Source organism: Ignavibacteriales bacterium (genome assembly GCA_015709675.1).
GTDB lineage: Bacteria > Bacteroidota > Ignavibacteria > Ignavibacteriales > Ignavibacteriaceae > H2-BAC3.
The window spans coordinates 513,097-535,599 of sequence record CP054182.1 but is presented as its reverse complement, the minus strand read 5'-3'; the positions used below and the strand labels follow the sequence as shown (position 1 = coordinate 535,599).

The window sequence follows — 22,503 nt, the reverse complement described above, 5'->3', positions numbered from 1 at the left end:
ATACCGGTAAGCTGCTGTACGATATAAGCGGGCTCTGGTATGAAGCAGCCCTTGTCAGGGAAGCTTCACAAAGTTATTTTCAAGTTTTACATTGAAATGTATTTCTGCTTTGAGTGCCTGAAAAACTTTAATAATAGTATCTATTCTGGCACTGTTGGTACTGTTCTCAATTTTTGAGATCTGTGCTTTTTGAACGCCCACAAGATTTCCAAGTTCTTCCTGTGTCAGATTCCGTTCCACTCTTGCGGCTTTAATCATTTTACCAAGGAGTTCAAGCCGAAGTTCATACTCATATAACTCCCGTTCTTTTGAACCGGTCTTGCCGATATATTTGTCTTTCATCTCATTAAGAGAAAAGGTTTTCGTTTTGTTCGTTTTCATGTTTTATTCACCGGTTTTCTGTTTAAAGTAATTATTTCTCAACCTGACAGCCCTTTCAATTTCTCTATCCGGAGTTTTATCTGTCTTTTTAATAAACTCATGTGTTGCAATAACAAGAGTTTCTTTTGGACCTGCTTTATCCCAAAATGCCAGGAGCCGGATTTGGTTACCAATAAAATTCGTTCTGAATTCCCAAATATCATTTCGAAGTTTTTTGAATAGCCTCGGATCATTTGTCTGCTCCGCAAGGTCAACGTTAAAAAGAATTTTTCTGACCGCTTTGGGATCAAGACTACCCAGAAAAATATCAGCTTCTTTTAAAAATATCGTCTGAAAATATCTCATTCAATTGCAACAATTGGATGGCCAAAAATACGAAAAGTTTCCTTATGTGGAAACTTATATTGTATGAATGTTTGTATCTTTTAACTAAGTGAAATTTTTCTTTAACACCTGCCGCAACGAAGAGTCCCCCGCGGGTCTTATTCGTTACATCCACCCCCAACCCGCCTGTTTTACCGCTAAAATTGTTAATTTTCCTCAATTTAAGTAGATTTGCATGCTGAAAATTTGTAATTTTCCTCAAAAATGTCCTCTAAACCCCGGACAATCAGTAAAAACGGGTTAATTGTTTCTTAGTTGTGTATGATATTTAGCGAATATATTTAGAAGTAAGGAAATTCTATGGCGGAAGAGAATCTGACGCAAAGACAAATTGAAGAATTAGAAAATGAAGAGTGGCTGTATTCATTAGACTATGTACTCAAAAACGGCGGCCCCCGCAGAGTAATAGAAATCCTGCAGCAGCTCCAGATCCGCGCCCAGAAAGCCGGAGTTGAAATCCCATTTACCGCAAATACCCCTTATATTAATACCATTCCCCGCGAAAAGCAACCCCCGTACCCCGGCGACCGTGAAATTGAAAGAAGGATAAAATCCATCCTCCGCTGGAACGCTATGGCAATGGTGGTAAAAGCAAATAAGGATGAAGCAGCCCCCGGCGGTCACATCTCCACCTATGCATCCGCGGCAACCATTTATGAAGTTGCGTTCAACCACTTCTTCCGCGGTAAAGGTGAAGATATGGATGGCGATCAGATTTACTTCCAGGGACACGCTTCTCCCGGTATCTATGCCCGCGCATTCCTCGAAGGCAGAATCGGTCTGGAAGAGCTGAATAACTTCAGAAGAGAATTAAAAGATGGAAAAGGGCTTTCCTCATATCCGCACCCCTGGCTGATGCCGAATTTCTGGGAATTCCCGACGGTATCCATGGGTCTTGGACCAATCATGGCAATTTATCAGGCGCGCTTTAACCGTTATCTGGAAGACCGCGGCCTTAAGAAAACCGGAAGCAGCCGTGTTTGGGCATTCCTCGGTGACGGTGAAACAGATGAGCCTGAAACCCTGGGAGCTATTACTCTTGCTTCCCGTGAAAAACTTGACAACCTGATCTTTGTGATCAACTGTAACCTGCAGCGCCTTGACGGACCGGTTCGCGGTAACGGAAAAATTATTCAGGAGCTGGAAGCAGCTTTCCGCGGTGCAGGATGGAACGTGATTAAAGTGGTGTGGGGAAGCGACTGGGATCCGGTTCTTGCCCGTGACAGCAAAGGAAAGCTCGTCAGAAGAATGAGCGAAATTGTTGACGGCCAGTATCAGAAGTACTCGGTTGAGTCCGGCGCTTATTTCCGTCAGGATTTCTTCGGTGTTGATCCCGAACTGCTTGAAATGGCAGAACATCTGAGCGATGAACAGCTCCGAAAGATGAAGCGCGGAGGCCATGATCCTGAAAAAGTCTATGCTGCTATGAAAGCCGCTGTTGAACATAAGGGTCAGCCCACAGTTATCCTCGCAAAAACCATTAAGGGTTACGGACTTGGTGAAAGCGGTGAAGGAAAGAACATAACTCATCAGCAGAAAAAGCTGAATGAAGATGAGCTTAAGGAATTCAGAACGCGTTTTGGTATTCCTGTCTCCGATGCTGAAATTGAAAAAGTACCGTTCTACAGGCCGGATGAAGATTCTGCTGAAATAAAATATCTTAAAGAAAAACGTGCACAGCTCGGAGGGTCAGTTCCTGAGAGAAGAGTGGTTGTCCGCCCGATCAAAACTCCTCCTGAAGAAGTATTCAAAGAGTTTTACACTAGTTCAGAAGGCAGAGATGTATCAACCACGATGGTCTTCGTGCGCATACTTACCAAACTGCTGCGTGACAAGGAAATAGGAAAGCTTATTGTGCCGATCGTTCCCGATGAAGCCCGTACCTTTGGTATGGAAGCGCTCTTCAGACAGGTTGGTATATACAGCCACGTGGGTCAGCTCTATGAACCGGTTGATAAAGATTCGCTTCTCTACTACAAAGAAGCGCGCAACGGACAGATTTTTGAAGAAGGCATTACCGAAGCCGGTTCAATGTCTTCATTCATTGCCGCCGGTACTGCTTACGCGACCCACGGCGTGAACACTATTCCGTTCTTTATATATTACTCCATGTTCGGATTCCAGAGAATAGGCGATCTGATATGGGCTGCCGCTGATATGCGCACCAAGGGATTCCTTGTTGGCGGTACTGCGGGAAGAACCACGCTCAACGGCGAAGGCCTGCAGCATCAGGACGGCCAGACGCATCTGCTTGCGTATCCTGTGCCGAATCTGGTTACCTATGATCCCGCGTTTGCGTATGAACTTGCTGTTATTATCCGCGACGGTATCCGCCGGATGTATGAAGAGCAGGAAAACATTTTCTATTATATCACGGTGATGAATGAAAACTATCCTCAGCCGGAAATGCCTGAGGGAGTGAAAGAGGGTATTCTGAAAGGAATGTACCGCTTTAAGACATCAACCATGAAGGATAAGAAGCTGAAAGCAAATCTGTTCGGAAGCGGAACCATCCTGAACGAAGTAATTAAAGCCGCTGAAATTCTTGAAAAAGAATATAAAGTGGCTGCTGATGTATACAGCGTAACAAGCTACAAGGAGCTCCGCCGTGACGCACTTGAGACCGAACGCTGGAATCTGCTGCATCCTTCCGATAAGCCGAAGGTGCCGTATATATCATCACTCTTCACCAAAGATGACGGCGTGTTTGTGGCATCCTCCGACTATATGAAGGCACTGCCGGATTCAGTCTCCAAGTGGCTGCCGAAAGAGCTTGTTTCGCTCGGCACGGACGGATTCGGAAGAAGCGAAGGCAGAAAAGAACTGCGTGATTTCTTTGAAGTTGACAGAAGATATGTCGTTCTTGGCGCGCTTTATGCTCTCGCAAAAGAAGGCCGCTTCAAAATGGCGGATGTTAAAAAAGCGATGAAAGATCTGGATATCAATCCGGATAAGCTGAATCCGCATATTGCGTAGTCATCAGTTGTAAAAACGATTTACCGTAGAGACGATGCACTTGTCCCGATGCAATCGGGATGCATCGTCTCTACCCATACCTGTCGAGACATCGTCTCTGCAGGGAATAATGAAAATTTTATATATATTAATGTAAATATTGACCATGACAAAAGATTTTATCATACCGGATTTGGGCGAAAACATTGCCAGCGCCGATGTCCTTAAAGTCCTGATTAAAGAAGGCGATGTGGTTGAAGTTGATCAGCCGGTCATTGAGATTGAAACAGATAAAGCTACGATTGAAATACCCAGCACCGTTGCGGGTAAAGTAACCAAAGTGATGATCAAAGAGGGATCAAAGGTAAAAGTCGGCGATGCTGCTTTTACCGTTGAAGAGGGAAGCGCATCTGCCGCAACCCCCGCTCCCGCAGCACCTGAACCGGTAAAAGCTCCGGCGCCTGAATTCAGAGTTGAAGAGCCGAAAGCATCTGTGCCCGGCTCAAAAGAGTTCACCGTGCCTGATCTTGGCGAGAATATTGCCTCGGCATCAGTGCTCAAAGTGCTTGTAGCCCCCGGACAGGAAGTGAAGATTGATGATCCTGTTCTTGAAATTGAAACTGATAAAGCGACTATTGAAGTGCCTTCCACCGTGGCGGGCAAAGTTCTGGACGTATATATAAAGGAAGGGGATAAAGTTTCCGTTGGGCAGGTGGTATTTAAGGCAGAAGGAGGCACTGCATCAGTACCGGCTCCGGTTAAAAGTGCACCCGCTGCTGTATCTGCTCCTGCAGTTAAACAGGAGCCTGTTAAACCGGCTGAAGCGCCGGCTCCGAAGGAAACAGGATCAGCAAAGAGCGTGCTTGTTGATATGCAGTCAGCTATATCTTCTAATCCTGCACCTGCCGCTCCGTCATCAAGAAGATTCGCACGTGAAATCGGCGTTGATATCAATCTGGTACCGGGAAGCGGTCCTGGCGGAAGAATCTCCATTGATGATATTAAAACATACATGAAGAAGATTAACACGGAGCGTGCTGCAGGCGGCGGTGCTTCTTCAGGAGGATTCTTCGGCATTAAAGCAGAAGCGCTTCCTGATTTTACAAAGTTCGGCCAGGTTGAGCGCGTTGCAATGAGCAACGTCCGCGCAAAGACAGCAGAGCATCTCAGTTATGCATGGGCATCGGTACCGCATGTAACACAGTTTGATAAAGCCGATATCACCGATCTTGAGGCGGTAAGAAAAGCCCTTTCACCAAAAGTTGAAGCTAAAGGCGCAAAGCTGACCGTTACTGCAATCCTTATTAAAATAGCCGCGTCAGCAATGAAAAACTTCCCGCAGTTCAACGCATCGGTTGATATGGAGAAGAAAGAGATTATCTATAAGAAGTACTTCAACATCGGCGTTGCTGTTGATACCGACCGCGGACTGATTGTTCCGGTTATCCGCGATGCTGATACGAAGAACATCACCGAAATCGCGCAGGATCTGGCTGTGATTGCCGATAAAGCAAAACAGCGCAAGGTAAGCCCGGATGATCTTTCCGGCGCGTGCTTTACCATATCCAATCTAGGCGGAATCGGCGGAACCTATTTCACTCCGATTGTTAACACACCGGAAGTGGCGATCCTTGGTGTCTCCCGCGGAGCATATGAGCCGGTATATAAGAACGGTGAGTTTGTCCCGCGTCTGATGCTGCCGCTTTCCCTTTCGTACGATCACCGTCTGATTGACGGCGCGGATGCAATCCGTTTCCTCCGCTGGATGATTGAAGCGCTGGAACAGCCAATGAAATTATTGGTTGAGGGATAAAAGCAGTAATTGTTTGCAGAGAACCCCGGTTGTATATACAGCCGGGGTTTTTTGTTTTATGGGTAAATGGTTTTTCGTAGAGACGATGCATGCATCGTCTCTACAGATTCGCAAATTGACTTCGTAAGGACAGGTCGCGACCTGTCCCTACGTAAAACAAATTGTTTTCGTACAGACAGATTACAATCGACTCTGGTTGTATATATGCAGCCAGGGTTTTTGTTTTTTTGGGAAAATGGATTTTGGGTTTCGTAGGGACAACTCGTGAGTTGTCCTATCGCGTCCACGGCAATACCACACCTAGCAGGCATTAGGACAGGTCGCGACCTGTCCCTACAGCAGCCCCCTAATTAAATTTGCTATATATCCGATACTGCATCGGCTTCTGAGGACAAACAGACCACCCTGGTTTATAATGTTCAAACCCCAGGGATGACGGCAAATAAGACTTACTCTTCATTAAAAGCGATATGGTGACGGTATAACTAATGGCAGGGTGTGAACATTGCGACATATATGACTGAAACCAAAGGGCATGAAGATTCGCACCGCTGCGCAGAACAGCGATCATTACCGAATCAATAAAACGGGTGACCTCTGTCGAATCCCAATATGGACCGCCAAATTCAAAAGAATGTCTCTTATGAAAGAAAACCTGGGTGTAATATAAATCGGGATCAACCCCGTTAAAATCGGGCATTTCAGAAAAATCAAGCAGGCCGTAATTAAAAGTTCTTCTGTGCATTTTAACCTGAAGATCTTTTACAGCAGTATCCTTAGTGCTTATGGTTACCTGCTTTAATACATACCCGGTTGTTCTGAATGAAAGGGAGTAACTGCTCTGCTTTGGGATACCGGTAAGAGAAAAACTACCGTCTGAGGAGGTCACTGCTGAAAAATCTGTTCCGTTAACAATGACTTCAGTTTTATCAAGGACATTCCCCGCAAGAGAATCGGTAACAGTACCTGAGATGGATACCAGCACAGGAACTTCTGGTTTTGACGGAGGAATAACCGTATCATCATTGCAGGATGATAAAAGAGGAAGAATTACAGCAGCTGCTATTAAGCCAGCTGCCCGGACCCTGAGAATACGCAGAAGGGACATGGCTCACCTGAATTGTTTCCCGAAACTTATGAAAAATTATCTGCCCGGCAAAACCCCTAAAAATCCCCTTCGAATCTCAGCCATTCTTAATTCTTCATTATTCATTAAAATTCAGTCTCCGCTCTGCTTCTTAAAGAAAATGATTCTGACAAGAAGAATAAGCGTTATATATATCACCACTGCATCAGCCGTCCGGACGCCGCCGGTCAGTGTTATCCCGGTGAGATTTTCAGGGAGCTGGTTTATGCCGTACAGCGCCAGACCGTAGCCGGTGAGCAGCATTGCAAGCATTATCCCCTTAACGGCCTTAAGGTATTTTATGGAGATTCCTTTTATCAGGGAGATCCCCGCAAAAAACAGAAAACCGATTGATACGGGGAAAAGAACTTCTATGAGAGATTTGGCTGTTAAAAGCATGCCTGAGCCCCCTTTTTCTCTCCCCCCGCAGTTTTCCCATGAACAGACCGGCTCGTGGTTCAGGGCTGAACGCATTCCCTCGATTGCCACAACATACTGCCCGCCGTTTTCCCCCGAAGCAGAGTAGAGGGGAAACTGCAGTACTGCCTCCGTAAGCCAGGGGAGAGGCAGCACGGCCAGGTAGAGGAGAATCCTCACCTTATTGGAGAGACTGAAATCGCGCAGATTCATGGTATTTGGCTAAAAATCCGGTGTTTTTGATTACAAATATAGCTAAGGGGGAGCGGTGGTGAACGATTGGCGAAGGAAAAACACCCCGCGGACAACATTTTCCCGTACCCGCATCCGGTCCGGAGTTAGTATATTTGACTTATCAATTCACCATCTTACATCGTATGAGCAACTTCCATAATCTGAATACACTGAACAGCGGACTCCCTTTCAAATGGTACCCCGTGACCGAACTTTTCCGGGATTTTCTTCGTGAAAAAACTGTAGCGGAAGGTATCTGCCTTCATGACCGCACAAACGGAAAATACATCCGGCTTGATGAGGGGATTGACAGGGATATTTTCATTGATAACTATCTGGTCAGTGATGTTGATTTCTTTGACGGAAAAATATACTGCCGGGTCTGCATTGATGACATGATGATGCTTGGAAGGCAGTCGGTCAGCATGTCGGTGTATGAAGCAATAAAAGCTGCCCCGCACCTCAGAAAAGATCCTTTCACAGGAGATAATTCTCTGTTTGAACTTCTTGAACGGGATGTATTGCATGACGGGGAAGATTTTGAGCGAAATCTTGAGAAAATGGAAACTTATACAGTTCAGCATCACATTGCTGTGGTAAAACTGATTTCCATGCGCATTGGGGATAAGGATTTTGCTGATAAGTATATGGGAAACCTTATTGCCGATGCTGATGAGTCGTTCAGTTATGATGAACTGCTCGAGATGGTAAAAATCTCGGCTCTGATACTCGGAGATAAAAAATCCGCGGAGAGACTCTTTAAATTTCTCGCACAAACTGAAGGGGCCGGAAGAAATCATACCGAAAGTGCCGCGGTGCAGAAATATATACTTGGCAAAAAAACGGAAAATGCTGAGATTCTTCAGGCATGTTTTGCTTCCGCGGGGGATCAGGAAGTTTTTCTTAATGATCTTCTTTTTCTTTCGATGTATTTTGATACGAACTATGCGGCTGATCTGTGGAAAAAAGGAGTAAAACAATTATCCCAGCCCATCAGTGTGCTGACCGCGGCAATATATGCTGAGTTTATCCTTGGAAATATATCCGCGGCGGATAAGCTGCTTTCCGCTGCGAAGGAAAAAGCAGACAATCTGGACTGGGCAGTAAGCTTCAGCTGGTACGCAGCCCGGACAGGAAAAGAAAGAGAATTTGCTGCCGGACTCGCTAAAAAATATCCCCCGTATTTATCGGACAACAATATTTATATAGCTCTGTATCTGCGTAATGTAAAGTATCTCTCGGGTGATGTGCCGGAATATAACCGTGTCGTTCAGGAACTTGTTAAAACAGATATGCCCTCGTTTGACCTGATTGATATTGCCATGGTGCTGATAAGTTATAATACCCTGGCTGATGATCTTGATATCTTTTATCATACTGCAAAAGAACGCGCTGAAGAAGCAGAAGACTTTATCTCCCTTGCCCGCTGGGCGCTTGAGGCTGATCCGTCAAAAGAGCGGGAAGCAGGTGAATTACTGCGAAAGGCTTCTGAATTATGTGAGCATTACATTGACCATATGAATCTGGGAATCCTCCTTTCGCAAAACCATAAAACGAAATATGCTGAAAGCCATTTGCGCACGGCTTATGAACTGGCAGATGATGCTGATGCTCTTCTGAATATTGCCGGTGCGTGGATGGAGATGGACAGGAAAGAAGAGGCAAAAAAAGCGCTTAGAAAAGGGGAGAAATTGGCAGTAAATGCAGAGGACTTAAAAAACTTAGCAATGGTATGGATGACCTGGTTTAATGACCGCAAAGCATCAGAACGCTGTATTGCTAAATCCGTTGACGCTGACTGGAATAAAGCTTTAACAACGGTCAAACCGGGAGAAAAGATTAACTAAACATACCGCGATGTCTCTTCTGCGATATATAACAGACACCATGCGCCAGCCGAAACTGCGAAAACTGGCGGAGGAGACCATTAAACAAAACCGGTTTGCCGATGCATTGGTTTGCGCCGATGCCGGTCTTACCCTTGATCATGCTTTCGCTCCCGCGACGGTGACGCTGCTATATATAAAAACCATGGCGCTTTTCGGGTTAACGAGGAATCAAGAAGCCCTTGAAATCTGGCGGCTGATTCTGAAAAAACATACACCGCATTTTCCGGAGCAATATCAGTGGGATTTTCTGTCGCGGTATCTTCATCTTATTGCGGGTGATCTTGTGGCAGCGTTCCTGAACCATGAACAGAAGCTTTTAGATTACCGCATAAAGCTTTTTCATGGGAAAGGCAGAGACGGCAGCAATTACTGGTATTTTGAATCGCAGCTTCATTATTCCGAAGAGTCTATGAAAATACCAGCCGAAATTCTAGGCAAAGCGCTTTCTATTACCCGTCCCGAAACATTGCCCTTTACTCTTGAATGCTACTACCTCAGCAGCGGGGACGGGGGAGAGACAAGAGAATTAATGGCGGAAGTTAATGTACAATGTACAATGAACAATTTCTGAACCCGGGTTAAGAGTCATTCGCTGTCCGCCGCGGATCGCAGATTATCGCAACTTCAATAGCCCCGGGATTAATCCCGGGGCTATTGAAATCCTGATATTCTTTTCCCGGGGCTATTGAAAACCTATTAATATCAATTCACCTTGAATTATTTTATCATATTCATCTTGCCGACCAAAACCATATTTTCAATTTCAATTCCATAAAAATAAACACCAGAGGAGAGTGTCATTCCTCCCTCACCCATGCCATCCCAAGGCAAGGAATATACTCCCACTCCTTCTGCGTTAAGGTAAAGGATTCTGACAAGCTGTCCAAGACTGTTATATATCCTGACGCTCACAGGTCCGGAATATGCGGCGTGAATTCTTATGCTGATAACGGTTCTGCTGTTGAATGGATTCGGATAATTACCGAGCAGTTCAAATGAAGCAGGTCCGTTGATGGATTTATTTTCATCTGACTCAACTCCCGTTCCGCCGCCTCCGCTGAAACTGGTGAAGATAGTAATCACTCCGTACGCTTTGCTTATTGCAATGATTTCATTTTTAAGGGCCAGCGCTTCAGGAGATGAAGGATTAAATGAGTAGTAGTGTATCAGCAGAGTTTCAATCTTTCTCTTTGCCCAGATTTTAGGCAGAAACTGATATTGCTCATTATAAATTTCAGCTAACGGAAGTGTGTACTGATAACTAACAGGCTGACCAAATGCCTCTCCGCTTAAGGTAACCTGAACCGAAGCCGGCTGGCTGTATCTTCCGGCGAGTATCATCTGTTTTCCTTTGTAGAGATTAGGAAGATATTCGGGAAAGACCTGACTGATAACCGGAGGATTAAAATTAACCTGACTGTTAAGCATAACAGGATTCCGGATGGTGAGATAGAAGTCGGTGATTCGTGAATACAGCTCATCATTGCCAAGGAACTCGGCAATGCCGTTGTTATGGCTTGAAATAAGGGTGAGGAGCTGATTGTTCACGGACGATCCGATTCCGAATGAAAAGAGAAATATATTTGTCTCTGTTGACTGAATAAGCTGGTCAATATGACTAACAAGCTGCTCTGTATTCGTAATGCCTACGGTTGCCTCTCCGTCGGTAAAAAAGATAATAATATTTGCTGTGCTGTCATTTGCAGAAGCAAACTGGGGGACAGCCACGGAGAATGCCCCTGAAATATTAGTCATTCCGCGATCAGAAAGGGTTGATATATAAGACAGTGCTGCATCCCGGTTAGTAGGGGTGAAAGGAATATGTGCCGGTCTGAAAGAAGTGATAATGTTATCAAAATCTATCAGATTAAACATATCCCCCTCGTTCAGATTTGACACAATAAAGCTGGCAGCATTTTTTGCCTGAACCATTTTGCTTCCATACATACTCCCTGATCTGTCAATAATCAAAGTAAATACTTTGTTAATGGATGCAGCAGTACTGCTCTGCGGCGGTTCTGCTATAAAAGTAAAGAATCCGCGGCCGAGTGAATCAGGAACAAGAGTATCCGGCTGAAATGAACTGTAGCCGAAAAGTCCGAGTTGTAAGGAATTCAGGGCATAACCGATGGCGAAATTATGTTCTGCCGGCTGTTCATGCATTCTTATGGAAACTGATGCGCTGTTGCCGCTATTGGTTATGTTTTGAACAGGATGGGCGCTTATCATCCAGATACTGTCTATAGTACGCGGTGATGAAAGATTAAAGAGCAGTTCCTGCAGCGGCAGCATTCCTGGTTGTATATACTGATAGTTCCCCGGAAAGTCATAGGTCACCTTTCCATATTTATAAGGAAGAAGCTCAACATAGGTAAGTTCAACAATGAGTGTGGAGTCGTGCGAAACCGGCTGAGGTATTGAGAAGAAGAGCGGGGTTTTCCCAAGATAATTAACAATGTCCGGATGAGGTGTGCCGCCCCCGGGAAGTGTGGTATCCTGCGGAGTCCCTGCTACAGAAGCAGTATGCCAGTCACCGTTAATATACCATCTTAGCCGCACGGCACTTGCATTTTCATTAAGCGGGAAAGCATAGGTGACCTGAGCATTCGGGTGCTGATTGGTGAAGTATTGAGTGGTGATAGTTGTAGAAATCTGGCTTTCTACAGTTGCCTGTGTCTTTGTTGAATCTAGATGCAGGACGATTTTATTCGGACCATTGATGATAGCCGCACCGCCAGGGTACGCTGCTAAAGTTAAAAGAAAAAATACAAGCAAGGTTAGGCATGAGCTTTTCATGGTAATTTCTCCTCCTGTGCGTATTTAGTTCCCCAATAAAGTAGCGGAGAGCTGAACGCAGGTTTTGAAGTTGATGAATAAAATATGAGGCAGAGGCATAAATATCAGAAGAAGTTCTGAGACTCCGGAAAAATCCCTTCCGAGAGGGGGTTATTTTAAAGTGTGTATTTATCATCCTGAGACTCTGATTCTCAAATAACAGAAGCCGGATAGAACATAAAATTATACCATTAGAAAAGTAAGAATTTCGGGAAAGAATGGCAAATCAATAAACACACCTCCAAAATGTTTAAAAAATACGCTGATTTCACTTATTGTCCTTAATGTCCTTTGAATTGCTCGTTGGGGCAAAGGTCTCCCGCAGATTATCGCAGAAAACAACGTGTCGTTTAGAGGTGGTTATGCTTCAATAGCCCCGGGATTAATCCCGGGCTATTGAAAACCGGATTAAAATTTTCGATGTTAATGAAACCATCCCAATAGCGGTTGTCTTTCCTGTCCTTGGTATCCTTCTTGTCCTTATAAACGGTCACCTCGCGCAAAGCCGCTAAGAGCTACCCCAGATCTTGAGGAAATTTTTAGTGGTTTTTTGGTTTTAGCAGGGAAAAATATCTCTAAGGAATTTCATTCAATATCCGGAAGCCACTCTAACACATCAGGATTCCAGAACAGCTCTACTTTTTGCTGGCCGGCATTCTCTAATATTCCGAAGAGAAATTTTGAAATGATATGATGTGCTTCGCTAAAGGGCAGATAAGATATGTGTGGGTTTCGCTTAAGATACGAGTTCCACAATTTTATTAGTTCTTCATCCGAAGCAATTTCCGGAGTTAGAATCGCTGTTGCGGCGGTGAGAGGTGTGTTCCTGTTCTGAAAAGTTTCTGCCACGGCTGATTTAAGCCGGCTCATGGAGAAATGCTTGTTTTTCGCAAGATAGTAGAGATCAAAATAGTCTTTAATACGGCTGGTTGCAAGCCCCAAAACCACAATTGTTTCAAATTTTTCCGCGATTGCAGATTCAAGTGTATATACGAATAGCCGCGGATTATCATAGGGCAATACAACAGGAAAATCAAGAATATCAGGATGTGGGGTTATTACATCTCCAAAACCGATATCAATTTGAATGTTGCTTTTTGCTGTGCCGAGGCGGCAAATCAGATGAAAACGAACCCCCTTATATGCTTTTCCCTCAAGAATATCTTCTGTTCGCTGCTCATCAAGTGAATAAACAACTCCGTCCGGGTAGCTAATGGTTGCGATTTCTCTGATAGCGGTGGAGATGTCCTCCCTCCGGGTGGGAAAGTTGATTCCCAGAAAGTCAATATCTTTTGTTGTTCTCAGAGGATCAATCTGATGGGCTATAATAAGCTGGGCACCCTTAAGGATAAAAAATTTCGCATAATTTGAAACCGACACTCTGTAAAGAAATCGTTCCTGAAAATATCTACGTAAGAGTGAGTTAAAATCCTCACCTCTTTTCTTTGCAACCGTATAAAGTCTTTGCCTCACCGAAACATGCAGATTGTTTAATTCACGGTTACTCATACAACCATGGCTTTCACAGAAGCGTTAAGTATTGAGTAAACACGGAATTTTCTGGCATAGTGCAGCAGCAGATTTATGTTCCGGTCTTTTCTGCTAAGATAACTTTTCAGGACTTCAAGTACCAGATCCATACCAGCCTTATTTCGAAACCTAAAAAGATCAACAACAGTTTTTTCCATTGAATAAACTGAAAACTCACCACCGGCAGCTTTAACAGTAAGAATTTCTGTTTTGTATTGATCCGGAGAAAAAAAATGAACACTCACGGGAGGATGACTTAGAGAAATTCCGCGGCTCCCCTTCGGTACCGCAACCGCAACCACTGAAGGATTATAGGTGGTCAGCCCATGATATTCCGCAGCTGATTGAAGACACACCACCGCATCAGTCCTGACAAAGGCGATATCGGTAAAACTGCTGAATTCATCCCAGGGATAGTTTATGAGTTTATATTTTCCAGGTGCGAACTTTTCAATAACTCCGCTTTGAAGCGCTGAGGCCACATCGCGGGTGTGGATGCCGGCATCTTTCAATTCCTGCATCTTTGCATAGCCATGATTGTTATTGAATAGTGTAAGTATTTTTTGCATAACCTGGTTCATTATGTCTGCAAATATAGCAATAATATAGACAATATGAACCAAATTCTCTTTCCTTCAGAACCCGTGGTGAAGAAGATTTGCTCTTAAAAACCCTCAAATTCTCCATTCTCCACTATCAATTCTCAATTAAGACTGAACCTCCCGGGGGAAAGAATTGTTACTTACCGTGGGGGCTTTTTTTCGTATTTTTACCAACTATTTTTGATTTTCTGAGGATTTCATGCTTCAAAATACCCTTTGGATAGCACTTCATGTTATTTCTGCCGCGCTCTGGCTGAGCGTCATTCCGGCTGCCATGATCCTGAATAAGGAGATTAAGGCATCAGCCAAAACTCCGGCTGCTCCGGGACTGATCCGCTCCCTGGTTAAGTTCATCGGCTTTGCCGGTAACATAGGCGGTAACGGTGTTCTGATTACCGGAATCATCATGGTGCTGACCTTCGGTTATTACTCGTTTTTCCAGTTTGACGGAAACCACTGGCTCACCTCAAAGCAGTTCCTGATGGTATTCCTGCTGGTTATTGTATTTGCGGTTGTGATTCCCGCCAGTAAAAAAATTAAGGCCGGCCTTGAAGCAAATGCCGCTTCAGTATCAGATGAGGTGCTGAGCCAGGTGGCAAAGCTGGTAAAGTGGTCATATATATCCGGCGTTATGATTGTGCTGAACTTCCTTTTTGCTTACTCACGCCGCCTGATGGGGCAGTAAGATATTTCATTGAAAAAGATAGCCCTTTTTGGATCAACCGGCTCAATAGGTACAGCAACGCTTGATGTTGTGAGGCAGTACCCTGACCGCTTCAGCGTGGAGGTGCTCTGCGTTAATACCGGCATTGATCTGCTGAGGAAACAGATTGCGGAATTCCGTCCTAAAGTTGCAGTTGTCCGTGATCCCGCAAAAGCAAAAGAACTGAGGGGTGACAATATATACGGCCTGACCGTCCTTGAAGGGGATGAGGGGCTGAATGAAGCCGCACGCACGGCCGACTATGATATTTTTACCGGTGCTATGGTGGGCTTTGCCGGACTTCAGCCGACTATCGAGGCAATCAAACGCGGTAAGCGAATCGCTCTTGCTAATAAAGAGACACTTGTTGTTGCCGGTGAACTGGTTAAAGACCTTTGCCTGAAGTATCATGCTGAACTGCTGCCTGTGGACTCAGAACACAGCGCAATCTTCCAGTGCCTTATTGGCGAGAATATTCAGGAAGTTGAAAAACTAATACTCACTGCATCCGGCGGACCGTTCCTGAATCTTTCAGCAGACGAACTTGCATCCGTAACGGTTGCTCAGGCGCTTAACCACCCCACATGGAAGATGGGATCAAAGATCACGATTGATTCAGCTTCTATGATGAATAAGGGTCTTGAAGTGATTGAGGCGCACTGGCTTTTTAATTTTCCGAAAGAAAAGATTGAAGTGGTGATTCATCCGCAGTCGGTGATTCATTCAATGGTTGAATTTGTTGACGGATCAATTAAGGCACAGTTAAGCACGCCGGATATGAAGATTCCGATTCAGCTTGCCCTGACCTATCCGGAACGGCTTCCGGCAAAGTATGTAACCACACATCTGCCCTCAATACGAAATCTGACATTTTTTGAACCTGATTATCAGAAATTCCGCTGCCTTAAACTTGCGTTTGATGTACTTGATACCGGAGGCACAACTTCCTGCATCCTGAATGCATCTAATGAAGTGGCAGTGGCAAGATTCCTTAATGGCGAAATTGGCTTTCAGCAGATACCGGAGATTATCAGCCGGTCGCTGGACAGCATTCAAAACACCAGCCGCCCGGATCTTGAAACGCTTATTTATTGTGATCAGACAACCCGCAGCTACGCGGCTTCATTAGTTTAATAATAGATATATATACTGCATGGACGCACTACTTTATTTTATCATCACTGTTGGCATTCTGGTTTTTATCCATGAGTTCGGGCACTTTGCTGCTGCCCGTCTCTGCGGAATACAGACGGATGCATTTGCTATCGGATTCGGCTACCGCCTGTTCGGATGGAACAAGGTAACCGGCTTCACTTTTGGTGAGCTCCCAAAGGATACCGATTTACAGGGACATACTGACTATAAGATTAATCTTCTCCCCCTTGGCGGATATGTGAAGATAGCAGGCATGGTTGATGAGAGCATGGATACCGATTTTGCTTCAAAACCGCCGCAGCCGCATGAGTTCAGGTCAAAGTCAACACTTGCAAAAGTATTTGTTATCACCGGCGGTGTGCTGATGAATCTGCTTCTTGCCCTGGCAGTATTCTGGGGCAATAATTATTTTGAAGGAAAAACGTTCAGCAAGACCACCACAGTCGGCTATGTAGCTGAACAGAGTCTGGCCGATTCACTCGGCTTTCAGGCAGGAGATAAAATTCTTGCCATTAACGGCAAAGAAATGAAATACTGGGAAGATATTCGCAATGAAGTGTTTGTTGCAGGTATGGGTCTTGATCTGAAGTTTGATGTTGAGCGCAATGCTGAAAAAACAGTGATTACCGTTCCGCGCAACCAGGTTCCGAAGGATGAGTCGCAGGGGCCTTTTCTCCTTACGGAGAATCTGAAGCCGGTTGTGAGCGACCTGCTGAAAGACGCGGAAGCTGACAAGGGAGGCATTAAGACCGGAGATATCCTCTTAAGTATTAACGATACTTCCATATATACTGTTCAGCAGACCATAGGGATGATCTCCAATGCTGCTGACCGCGATATTACCCTCAAGGTGCTCCGCGGTGAAAAGGACACACTTGGCTTTACCATCAATCCCGGCAGTGACGGCAAGATAGGCGTCATTCTGGGCGGATATATATACCTCGGTGAAACAGAGAATATCACCTACGGATTTTTTGAATCGGTGGGGCTGGGCTTCCGTGATATGGGCAATATGTCGGCGCTCACCTTCATCATGCTGAAGCGTGTGATAACCGGAGATGTTGAGTTTAAGCGTGCATTCGGCGGACCGATTAAGATTGCGCAGTTTGCGGCGCGCTCAGCGGATAGCGGCCTGCAGAGTTTTCTCATGTTCCTCGGGCTGCTCAGCTTAAGTCTTGCACTGCTGAACATCCTCCCCTTCCCTGCACTTGACGGCGGTCATCTGGTGATGATTCTGATTGAAGGTGCAATGAAGCGTGAGATTCCGCTTAAGACGAAGATTGTTATCCAGAATGCCGGCTTTGTGCTGCTTCTGGTACTGATGGCGTTTATTTTATATAATGATATTCTTAGTCTTTAATACATAATTAAAAATTAAAACCGCTTCCTCTTTTCAAAGGGGAAGCGGTTTTTTGTTTTAAAGAGGGGGAATAAGAAGTTAACTCATTTTAAATAATTCGTTAGGCCGAATGATTATCCTGCGCAACTCGGTTGTTGAAAGAAATTTGGGACTTTACTGCACGGAAGATTGTCATCTGTCGGTACGAAGGATGTTTAATAAATACTGATATTAAATGAATTGACCCTAATGATTCGTACCACAGGATGATTATCCTGAGTACCCGGTTATTCAAAGAAAGTGGGGGCTTTACTGTACGACAGATTGTGATCTGTCGGAACAAAGGATGTTTAGTAAAGATTGATATTAAACGAATTGAATCTAAGGATTCGTACCGCCGGATGATTATCCGGCGCAACTCGATAGTTGAAAGAAATTTGGGACTTTACTGCACGACAGATTGTCATCTGTCGGTACGAAAGATATATGCATCAGCTTATTTTGTCCTTGCAGTTCTTAAGGAACGAACCAGCGCCGGACTATGCCAGTTCTAAATCCATCCTCAGCCGCTCTGCGCGGTCGGCAATTTTAAGCTGCTCGATGAGTTCGTTTAAGTCGCCGTTGATTACTCCGGCTAAGTTATATAAGGTAAGCCCTATCCGGTGATCGGTGATTCTGTTCTGGGGAAAGTTATACGTTCTTATCTTATCGCTTCTGTCGCCGCTGCGCACCATAAGTTTTCTCTGCGCGGCTATTTCACTGTTCTGCTCTTTCATCTTTGCTTCATAAAGACGAGCGCGCAATACCTTCATTGCTTTCTGGCGGTTCTTTAACTGTGAGCGTTCATCCTGGCACTGTACAACCAATCCGGTTGGCAAATGAGTAATGCGGATTGCAGTTTCAACTTTATTTACGTTCTGCCCTCCCGCACCGCCGCTCCGGTACACATCAATTTTAAGATCGGCGGGATTTATATCCACCTGCACTTCTTCAACTTCGGGCAGTACTGCTACTGATGCAGCAGAAGTGTGTACTCTTCCGTTTGCTTCAGTGGCCGGAACTCTCTGCACACGATGAACGCCGCTTTCAAACTTCAGGTCGGCGTAAACATTTTCTCCGGTTACCGACATGACAATTTCTTTATAACCTCCAATGCCGGTATCGCTCACGTCAATTATTTCAGTTCTCCATCCGCGGGTTTCAAAGTAACGGGAATACATTCTGAAAAGATCACCGGCAAACAAAGCGGCTTCATCACCGCCGGTGCCTGCACGGATTTCCATGATTACATCGTTGCTGTCGTTGGGATCTTTAGGGAGAAGGAGGATTTTCAGTTCTTCTTCAAGTTTTTCTTTTTGCTCATTCAGGGAGGCCAGCTCTGCCTGTGCAATTTCCGCAAAATCTTTATCTCCGGAGTCAATCAGTTCTTTATTGCCGGTGATGTCATTTAATACTTTCGTATAACGGGCAAACGATTCAATCAGGGGAGTGAGATCACTCCGCTCCCGGCTTAGCTGAATCAGTTTTTCATTGTTGTTAAGGTTCTGAGGATCGGAGAGCTGCTCGGTTATGCGGTCGTACTTCTCTTTAATCTTCGATATCTTGCTAAATAAATCCATGCACTCATAATAAATTTACTGATGCAAATATACGAAAAAAGGGGGTGCCTTCCGGAGTGGTCTGGTGTGGTAAAAGCCGGCTTCCTCCGGAATCAGCATCCGGAGGAAGCGGGAGAAAACTTTTCAGGAGAATAAAAAGCGCGTATGATTTATGGCTGTTTTGATGATAGGGTTTCCTTCAGACTTTTTTCGATTTTTACCGCATGGCTTGATCCGGCAACGGCAAATACCCGTTTACCTTTTTTTGTGAGATCGGCAATGGTTTTTACAAAATGCTCATCACGGTAGTTATTTGAAAGCGCGGCAATAGAGCCAAGATAGAGAGGAAGCCCGTAAGCATCTGAGGTCTCGCGCCAGTCAGGAAGTCCCTTAAAATCTGCGGCCCATATCGAATCAATTTCCGCAATGCTGTTAAGTGATCCTTCAAGTCCGGGAATTTTTGTCCGCTTTGCTCTGAACTCCTCAACAAAAGCATCGGGGTCATCCGGCTTACCGAATCTGATATTGGAAAAATACGGGCGAAGAACATAAAAGAGGGCAGTCTGCCGGGGTGTGTAATAACGCAGGGTATTCTTTACATCCTGGTCAATTGCAGGATCCCATGAATAGACTTCAATTCCTTTTTGCCTGGCAAGATTATATACGTAACCCCCTTCCCCATGGTTAACAACAGGGTCCATCAGTCCTTTGAGTAAAAAACCGAGTCTTCCTTCAACCAGAGCGGCATCAGGATTAAATGCATGCCAGAGTGAGTCAATTTTTGCAAACTGGGGGTCGTCAGGGTCTTTTGTGTGAGACGCTCCGAACACAAGCGCGGAACGCTCCCCCTCAATATATACGATATAGGGGCGGGTAAAATAAGCGTGCACAGAGTCATATCCCTCCCTGCTCATAATGGGCGCGAGGAGTTCAACCTCTGCTGACGGGGTGTAATAAGCAGGAGAAGTCCAGATGATACCGCATCCTGTAGTTAATAATCCCAGAAGCAGAAATAGCGGAAAAAGTGAAAGTCTTTTCATCAGTCCTCTTTAGTTAAGCATGCAATCTAACGAGTGCAGCTGAGGAACCCGGAAGGAAGATGATAAACTCTTCAAAAGAAATGACAGACGGAAAGGAAACAACATTAGCCAGGATGATTAAAGAAAGAAATAACCCGGCAGCTGCCGTTCCGGTTTTGCATAAGGGAATTCTTAAATTGCATCATGAAAAGTTCAGAATTATGTCCTTCGCGAATTTAGATTCATCCATACAATATCTTCCGGGCATCGGTCCCAAAAGAGCGGTTCCGTTTGCAAAGATCGGGATTAAGACGATCCGCGATATGCTTTTTTATTTTCCGGCACGATATCTTGACCGGTCAACTATTGTAAACAGCAGCCAGTTAGCCCAGTTTATCCGTGAGGGGAATGACTCTGAAGTTACCATCATCGGGACGGTGTATAATAAAGAGAGCAAACGATTCGGAGGAAGAGAAATTCTGATTGTTAACTTCCGGGATAAAGGGGGATTTTTTGAGGGAGTTTGGTTTCAGGGAGCCCGTTACCATATTAATAAGTTTGTTATCGGGGAAACGTTTGCCATATCAGGAAAGCCGGCGTTTTCAAAATTTGGGAATCTGCAGTTCCCTCATCCTGATTATGATAAGATTACTGAAGATGAAACTCAGCAGTTTTACAATACAGGAAAAATACTCCCCGTTTACCGGCTTCCCAAAGAGCTGAAGGAGAAAAACATCGGAGATATGAGTCTGAGGCGAATGGCAATGGCAGCGGTTGACCAGTATGCTGTATATATTCCCGAAACGCTTCCGGACTCAATTATCAGGAAATATAAATTTTTGCCTCTGAACGAACTTGTGCGAAAGGTGCATTATCCGGCTTCCATGGATGAAATAGAGGAATGCCATCGGCGGCTGAAATATGAGGAGCTCTTTTATCTGGAAATCCTGATTGCCATGAGAAAAAGGAACGTGAAGGAAGAACTGCCGGGCATTCAGTTTGAAAATAAGACTGAAATGATCAGGGAATTTATGACCACGCTTCCTTTTGAACTGACACAGGCACAAAAAAAAGTTTCGCGTGAAATCTTCCGGGATATGCTTACACCAAAACCTATGAACCGTCTGCTTCAGGGGGATGTTGGCAGCGGAAAGACCATTGTTGCCCTTATCGCCATGCTTCTTGCTGTTGAAAACGGATATCAGGCAGTAATGATGGCGCCGACTGAAATTCTTGCCAATCAGCATTACCTGAATATCAGCAAACTCATAAAAAGATATTGCGAAACATTTCCTGAAAGAATGGTTAATGTGTCATTGTTAATTGGGGGACAAAAAAAATCTGTCCGCACTGAACATCTGAATGCAATTGCAACGGGATCATCGCAGATTGTTATCGGAACTCATGCATTATTTGAAGAGGAAGTACTCTTTAACAAACTGGGACTGGTTGTAGTTGATGAACAGCACCGTTTCGGAGTGGTGCAGAGGGCAAGACTCATGAATAAAGGATTAAATCCTGATGTCCTTGTGATGTCCGCCACACCAATACCAAGAACTTTATCATTAACCGTGTACGGAGACCTTGATAACTCTGTTATAGATGAAATGCCGGCGAACAGAATCCCGATTACAACTTCATTGAGGGGTGAATCCAGGCTTCCGGCAATACTTGAATTCGCGAAAGAGAAAATTAAAGACGGGTATCAGACATTTATTGTTTATCCGCTGGTGGAAGAATCAGAAAAACTTGATCTGAAAGCCGCGGAGGAAAATTATGCAGAACTTTCAGCAACGTATCTGCAGGATTGCCGGACCGGACTTGTCCATGGCAGGATGAAGTGGAGCGAAAAGGAATCCATTATGAAAAAATTTGCGGACAAAGAGTTTGACATTCTTTTTGCCACAACGGTCATTGAGGTGGGGATTGATATTCCGGATGCTAATATCATCATCATCAACGAAGCGCACCGGTTCGGACTTTCTCAGCTTCATCAGCTAAGGGGAAGAGTTGGCAGGAGCGAGAAGCAGGGGTACTGCATTCTGGTCACCAAGGATGAGACTGCTGCATCAGCTTCACGGTTCCGCGGACAGCTTGACCGGATGCCTGCCTGGATGATGGAAAAATTTAAATCGGCAATCCGCCTTGAAGCAATGGTTCAGCATACGGACGGATTTAAGATTGCGGATATTGATATGAAGCTCCGCGGGCCGGGAGATATATTCGGCATCAGACAGAGCGGGTATCCGGAATTGAAATATGCAGTGTTAACCGAAGACACAGAGATACTCATCAGCGCACAGCGTGATGCATTTGAAATTATTGCGCATGATCCGCATCTGCAGCAGCATCAGTTTCACCCAATAAAATCGCACCTCCGCGCGCATTATTCTGAATCACTGCGTTATGCACACATTGCTTAATTAGTAATTAGCAGTTAGTAATTAGTAATGTGAATGCAGAGACAGATGACAATCAGTCTTCATTGAGCAGCATTTTCATGTGAGACGGATTGTTATCAGT

17 protein-coding genes are annotated in these 22,503 nt (G+C 44.8%); 8 read left to right on the top strand and 9 right to left on the bottom strand.

Annotated features, from left to right (window positions below):
* Nucleotides 1-54 precede the first annotated feature (54 nt).
* A complete protein-coding gene (locus HRU80_01870; protein ID QOJ27678.1) occupies nucleotides 55-381 on the bottom strand; it encodes a helix-turn-helix domain-containing protein in 327 nt (108 codons plus the stop codon).
* Between the two features lie 3 nt (nucleotides 382-384).
* On the bottom strand, nucleotides 385-726 hold the full coding sequence (locus tag HRU80_01865; GenBank protein ID QOJ27677.1) for a type II toxin-antitoxin system RelE/ParE family toxin: 342 nt from the start codon (nucleotides 724-726) through the stop codon (nucleotides 385-387).
* 339 nt (nucleotides 727-1,065) lie between these two features.
* On the opposite strand from HRU80_01865, the gene aceE reads away from it, so the two are divergent.
* Together aceE and HRU80_01855 are read left to right on the top strand one after the other, a co-directional pair.
* Nucleotides 1,066-3,741 carry a pyruvate dehydrogenase (acetyl-transferring), homodimeric type gene (gene aceE, locus HRU80_01860; GenBank protein QOJ27676.1) on the top strand — a complete coding sequence of 892 codons (2,676 nt, stop codon included), beginning with the start codon at nucleotides 1,066-1,068 and terminating at the stop codon, nucleotides 3,739-3,741.
* A gap of 145 nt (nucleotides 3,742-3,886) precedes the next feature.
* Entirely contained in the window at nucleotides 3,887-5,533 is a 1,647-nt protein-coding gene (locus tag HRU80_01855; protein ID QOJ27675.1) for a 2-oxo acid dehydrogenase subunit E2, read from the top strand.
* 346 nt (nucleotides 5,534-5,879) lie between these two features.
* Here the strand turns inward: HRU80_01855 and HRU80_01850 are convergent, their stop codons facing one another.
* Both HRU80_01850 and HRU80_01845 read right to left on the bottom strand, forming a co-directional pair.
* The gene (locus HRU80_01850; GenBank protein QOJ27674.1) at nucleotides 5,880-6,641 is read right to left on the bottom strand and encodes a carboxypeptidase-like regulatory domain-containing protein; all 762 of its coding nucleotides are present in this window, start codon (nucleotides 6,639-6,641) and stop codon (nucleotides 5,880-5,882) included.
* Nucleotides 6,642-6,752: 111 nt separating this feature from the next.
* Nucleotides 6,753-7,289, bottom strand: coding sequence for a hypothetical protein (locus HRU80_01845; GenBank protein ID QOJ27673.1), 537 nt, complete (start codon nucleotides 7,287-7,289; stop codon nucleotides 6,753-6,755).
* A 134-nt stretch (nucleotides 7,290-7,423) separates the two neighbouring features.
* Here HRU80_01845 and HRU80_01840 point away from each other — a divergent pair, with 134 nt between their 5' ends.
* Nucleotides 7,424-9,157, top strand: coding sequence for a hypothetical protein (locus HRU80_01840; GenBank protein QOJ27672.1), 1,734 nt, complete (start codon nucleotides 7,424-7,426; stop codon nucleotides 9,155-9,157).
* A gap of 10 nt (nucleotides 9,158-9,167) precedes the next feature.
* Entirely contained in the window at nucleotides 9,168-9,770 is a 603-nt protein-coding gene (locus HRU80_01835; GenBank protein ID QOJ27671.1) for a hypothetical protein, read from the top strand.
* A 146-nt stretch (nucleotides 9,771-9,916) separates the two neighbouring features.
* Here HRU80_01835 and HRU80_01830 read toward each other — a convergent pair whose 3' ends face one another.
* From HRU80_01830 to HRU80_01820, 3 genes are all read right to left on the bottom strand, one after another.
* Nucleotides 9,917-11,995, bottom strand: coding sequence for a VWA domain-containing protein (locus HRU80_01830; protein ID QOJ27670.1), 2,079 nt, complete (start codon nucleotides 11,993-11,995; stop codon nucleotides 9,917-9,919).
* Between the two features lie 624 nt (nucleotides 11,996-12,619).
* Nucleotides 12,620-13,543, bottom strand: coding sequence for a nucleotidyl transferase AbiEii/AbiGii toxin family protein (locus tag HRU80_01825; GenBank protein QOJ27669.1), 924 nt, complete (start codon nucleotides 13,541-13,543; stop codon nucleotides 12,620-12,622).
* Entirely contained in the window at nucleotides 13,540-14,133 is a 594-nt protein-coding gene (locus HRU80_01820; protein ID QOJ27668.1) for a type IV toxin-antitoxin system AbiEi family antitoxin domain-containing protein, read from the bottom strand. The genes HRU80_01825 and HRU80_01820 overlap by 4 nt, the downstream gene beginning before the upstream one ends.
* Before the next feature lie 232 nt (nucleotides 14,134-14,365).
* On the opposite strand from HRU80_01820, the gene HRU80_01815 reads away from it, so the two are divergent.
* From HRU80_01815 to rseP, 3 genes are read left to right on the top strand one after another with little or no spacing between them, the layout of a single operon-like run.
* Entirely contained in the window at nucleotides 14,366-14,851 is a 486-nt protein-coding gene (locus HRU80_01815) for a hypothetical protein (protein ID QOJ27667.1), read from the top strand.
* Between the two features lie 9 nt (nucleotides 14,852-14,860).
* The gene (locus HRU80_01810; GenBank protein QOJ27666.1) at nucleotides 14,861-16,003 is read left to right on the top strand and encodes a 1-deoxy-D-xylulose-5-phosphate reductoisomerase; all 1,143 of its coding nucleotides are present in this window, start codon (nucleotides 14,861-14,863) and stop codon (nucleotides 16,001-16,003) included.
* Between the two features lie 19 nt (nucleotides 16,004-16,022).
* Nucleotides 16,023-17,384: an RIP metalloprotease RseP gene (rseP, locus tag HRU80_01805; GenBank protein ID QOJ27665.1), complete on the top strand. Its 1,362-nt coding sequence runs from the start codon at nucleotides 16,023-16,025 to the stop codon at nucleotides 17,382-17,384.
* 518 nt (nucleotides 17,385-17,902) lie between these two features.
* Here rseP and prfA read toward each other — a convergent pair.
* Both prfA and HRU80_01795 read right to left on the bottom strand, forming a co-directional pair.
* Entirely contained in the window at nucleotides 17,903-18,982 is a 1,080-nt protein-coding gene (gene prfA / locus HRU80_01800) for a peptide chain release factor 1 (protein QOJ27664.1), read from the bottom strand.
* A gap of 149 nt (nucleotides 18,983-19,131) precedes the next feature.
* Nucleotides 19,132-20,001: a hypothetical protein gene (locus tag HRU80_01795; protein QOJ27663.1), complete on the bottom strand. Its 870-nt coding sequence runs from the start codon at nucleotides 19,999-20,001 to the stop codon at nucleotides 19,132-19,134.
* 113 nt (nucleotides 20,002-20,114) lie between these two features.
* On the opposite strand from HRU80_01795, the gene recG reads away from it, so the two are divergent.
* Nucleotides 20,115-22,403, top strand: a complete 2,289-nt coding sequence (gene recG / locus HRU80_01790) for an ATP-dependent DNA helicase RecG (protein ID QOJ30427.1) — start codon at nucleotides 20,115-20,117, stop codon at nucleotides 22,401-22,403.
* The last annotated feature ends 100 nt before the right edge of the window (nucleotides 22,404-22,503 follow it).

What these genes read in the sequence shown, in the direction of transcription:
- recG (QOJ30427.1), top strand. Translation starts at nt 20,115, where the DNA reads ATGATTAAAGAAAGAAATAACCCGGCAGCTGCCGTTCCGGTTTTGCAT.
- HRU80_01835 (QOJ27671.1), top strand. Translation starts at nt 9,168, where the DNA reads ATGTCTCTTCTGCGATATATAACAGACACCATGCGCCAGCCGAAACTG.
- HRU80_01830 (QOJ27670.1), bottom strand. Translation starts at nt 11,995, where the DNA reads ATGAAAAGCTCATGCCTAACCTTGCTTGTATTTTTTCTTTTAACTTTA.
- HRU80_01820 (QOJ27668.1), bottom strand. Translation starts at nt 14,133, where the DNA reads ATGCAAAAAATACTTACACTATTCAATAACAATCATGGCTATGCAAAG.
- aceE (QOJ27676.1), top strand. Translation starts at nt 1,066, where the DNA reads ATGGCGGAAGAGAATCTGACGCAAAGACAAATTGAAGAATTAGAAAAT.
- HRU80_01855 (QOJ27675.1), top strand. Translation starts at nt 3,887, where the DNA reads ATGACAAAAGATTTTATCATACCGGATTTGGGCGAAAACATTGCCAGC.
- HRU80_01845 (QOJ27673.1), bottom strand. Translation starts at nt 7,289, where the DNA reads ATGAATCTGCGCGATTTCAGTCTCTCCAATAAGGTGAGGATTCTCCTC.
- rseP (QOJ27665.1), top strand. Translation starts at nt 16,023, where the DNA reads ATGGACGCACTACTTTATTTTATCATCACTGTTGGCATTCTGGTTTTT.
- HRU80_01795 (QOJ27663.1), bottom strand. Translation starts at nt 20,001, where the DNA reads ATGAAAAGACTTTCACTTTTTCCGCTATTTCTGCTTCTGGGATTATTA.
- HRU80_01865 (QOJ27677.1), bottom strand. Translation starts at nt 726, where the DNA reads ATGAGATATTTTCAGACGATATTTTTAAAAGAAGCTGATATTTTTCTG.
- HRU80_01815 (QOJ27667.1), top strand. Translation starts at nt 14,366, where the DNA reads ATGCTTCAAAATACCCTTTGGATAGCACTTCATGTTATTTCTGCCGCG.
- prfA (QOJ27664.1), bottom strand. Translation starts at nt 18,982, where the DNA reads ATGGATTTATTTAGCAAGATATCGAAGATTAAAGAGAAGTACGACCGC.
- HRU80_01870 (QOJ27678.1), bottom strand. Translation starts at nt 381, where the DNA reads ATGAAAACGAACAAAACGAAAACCTTTTCTCTTAATGAGATGAAAGAC.
- HRU80_01825 (QOJ27669.1), bottom strand. Translation starts at nt 13,543, where the DNA reads ATGAGTAACCGTGAATTAAACAATCTGCATGTTTCGGTGAGGCAAAGA.
- HRU80_01850 (QOJ27674.1), bottom strand. Translation starts at nt 6,641, where the DNA reads ATGTCCCTTCTGCGTATTCTCAGGGTCCGGGCAGCTGGCTTAATAGCA.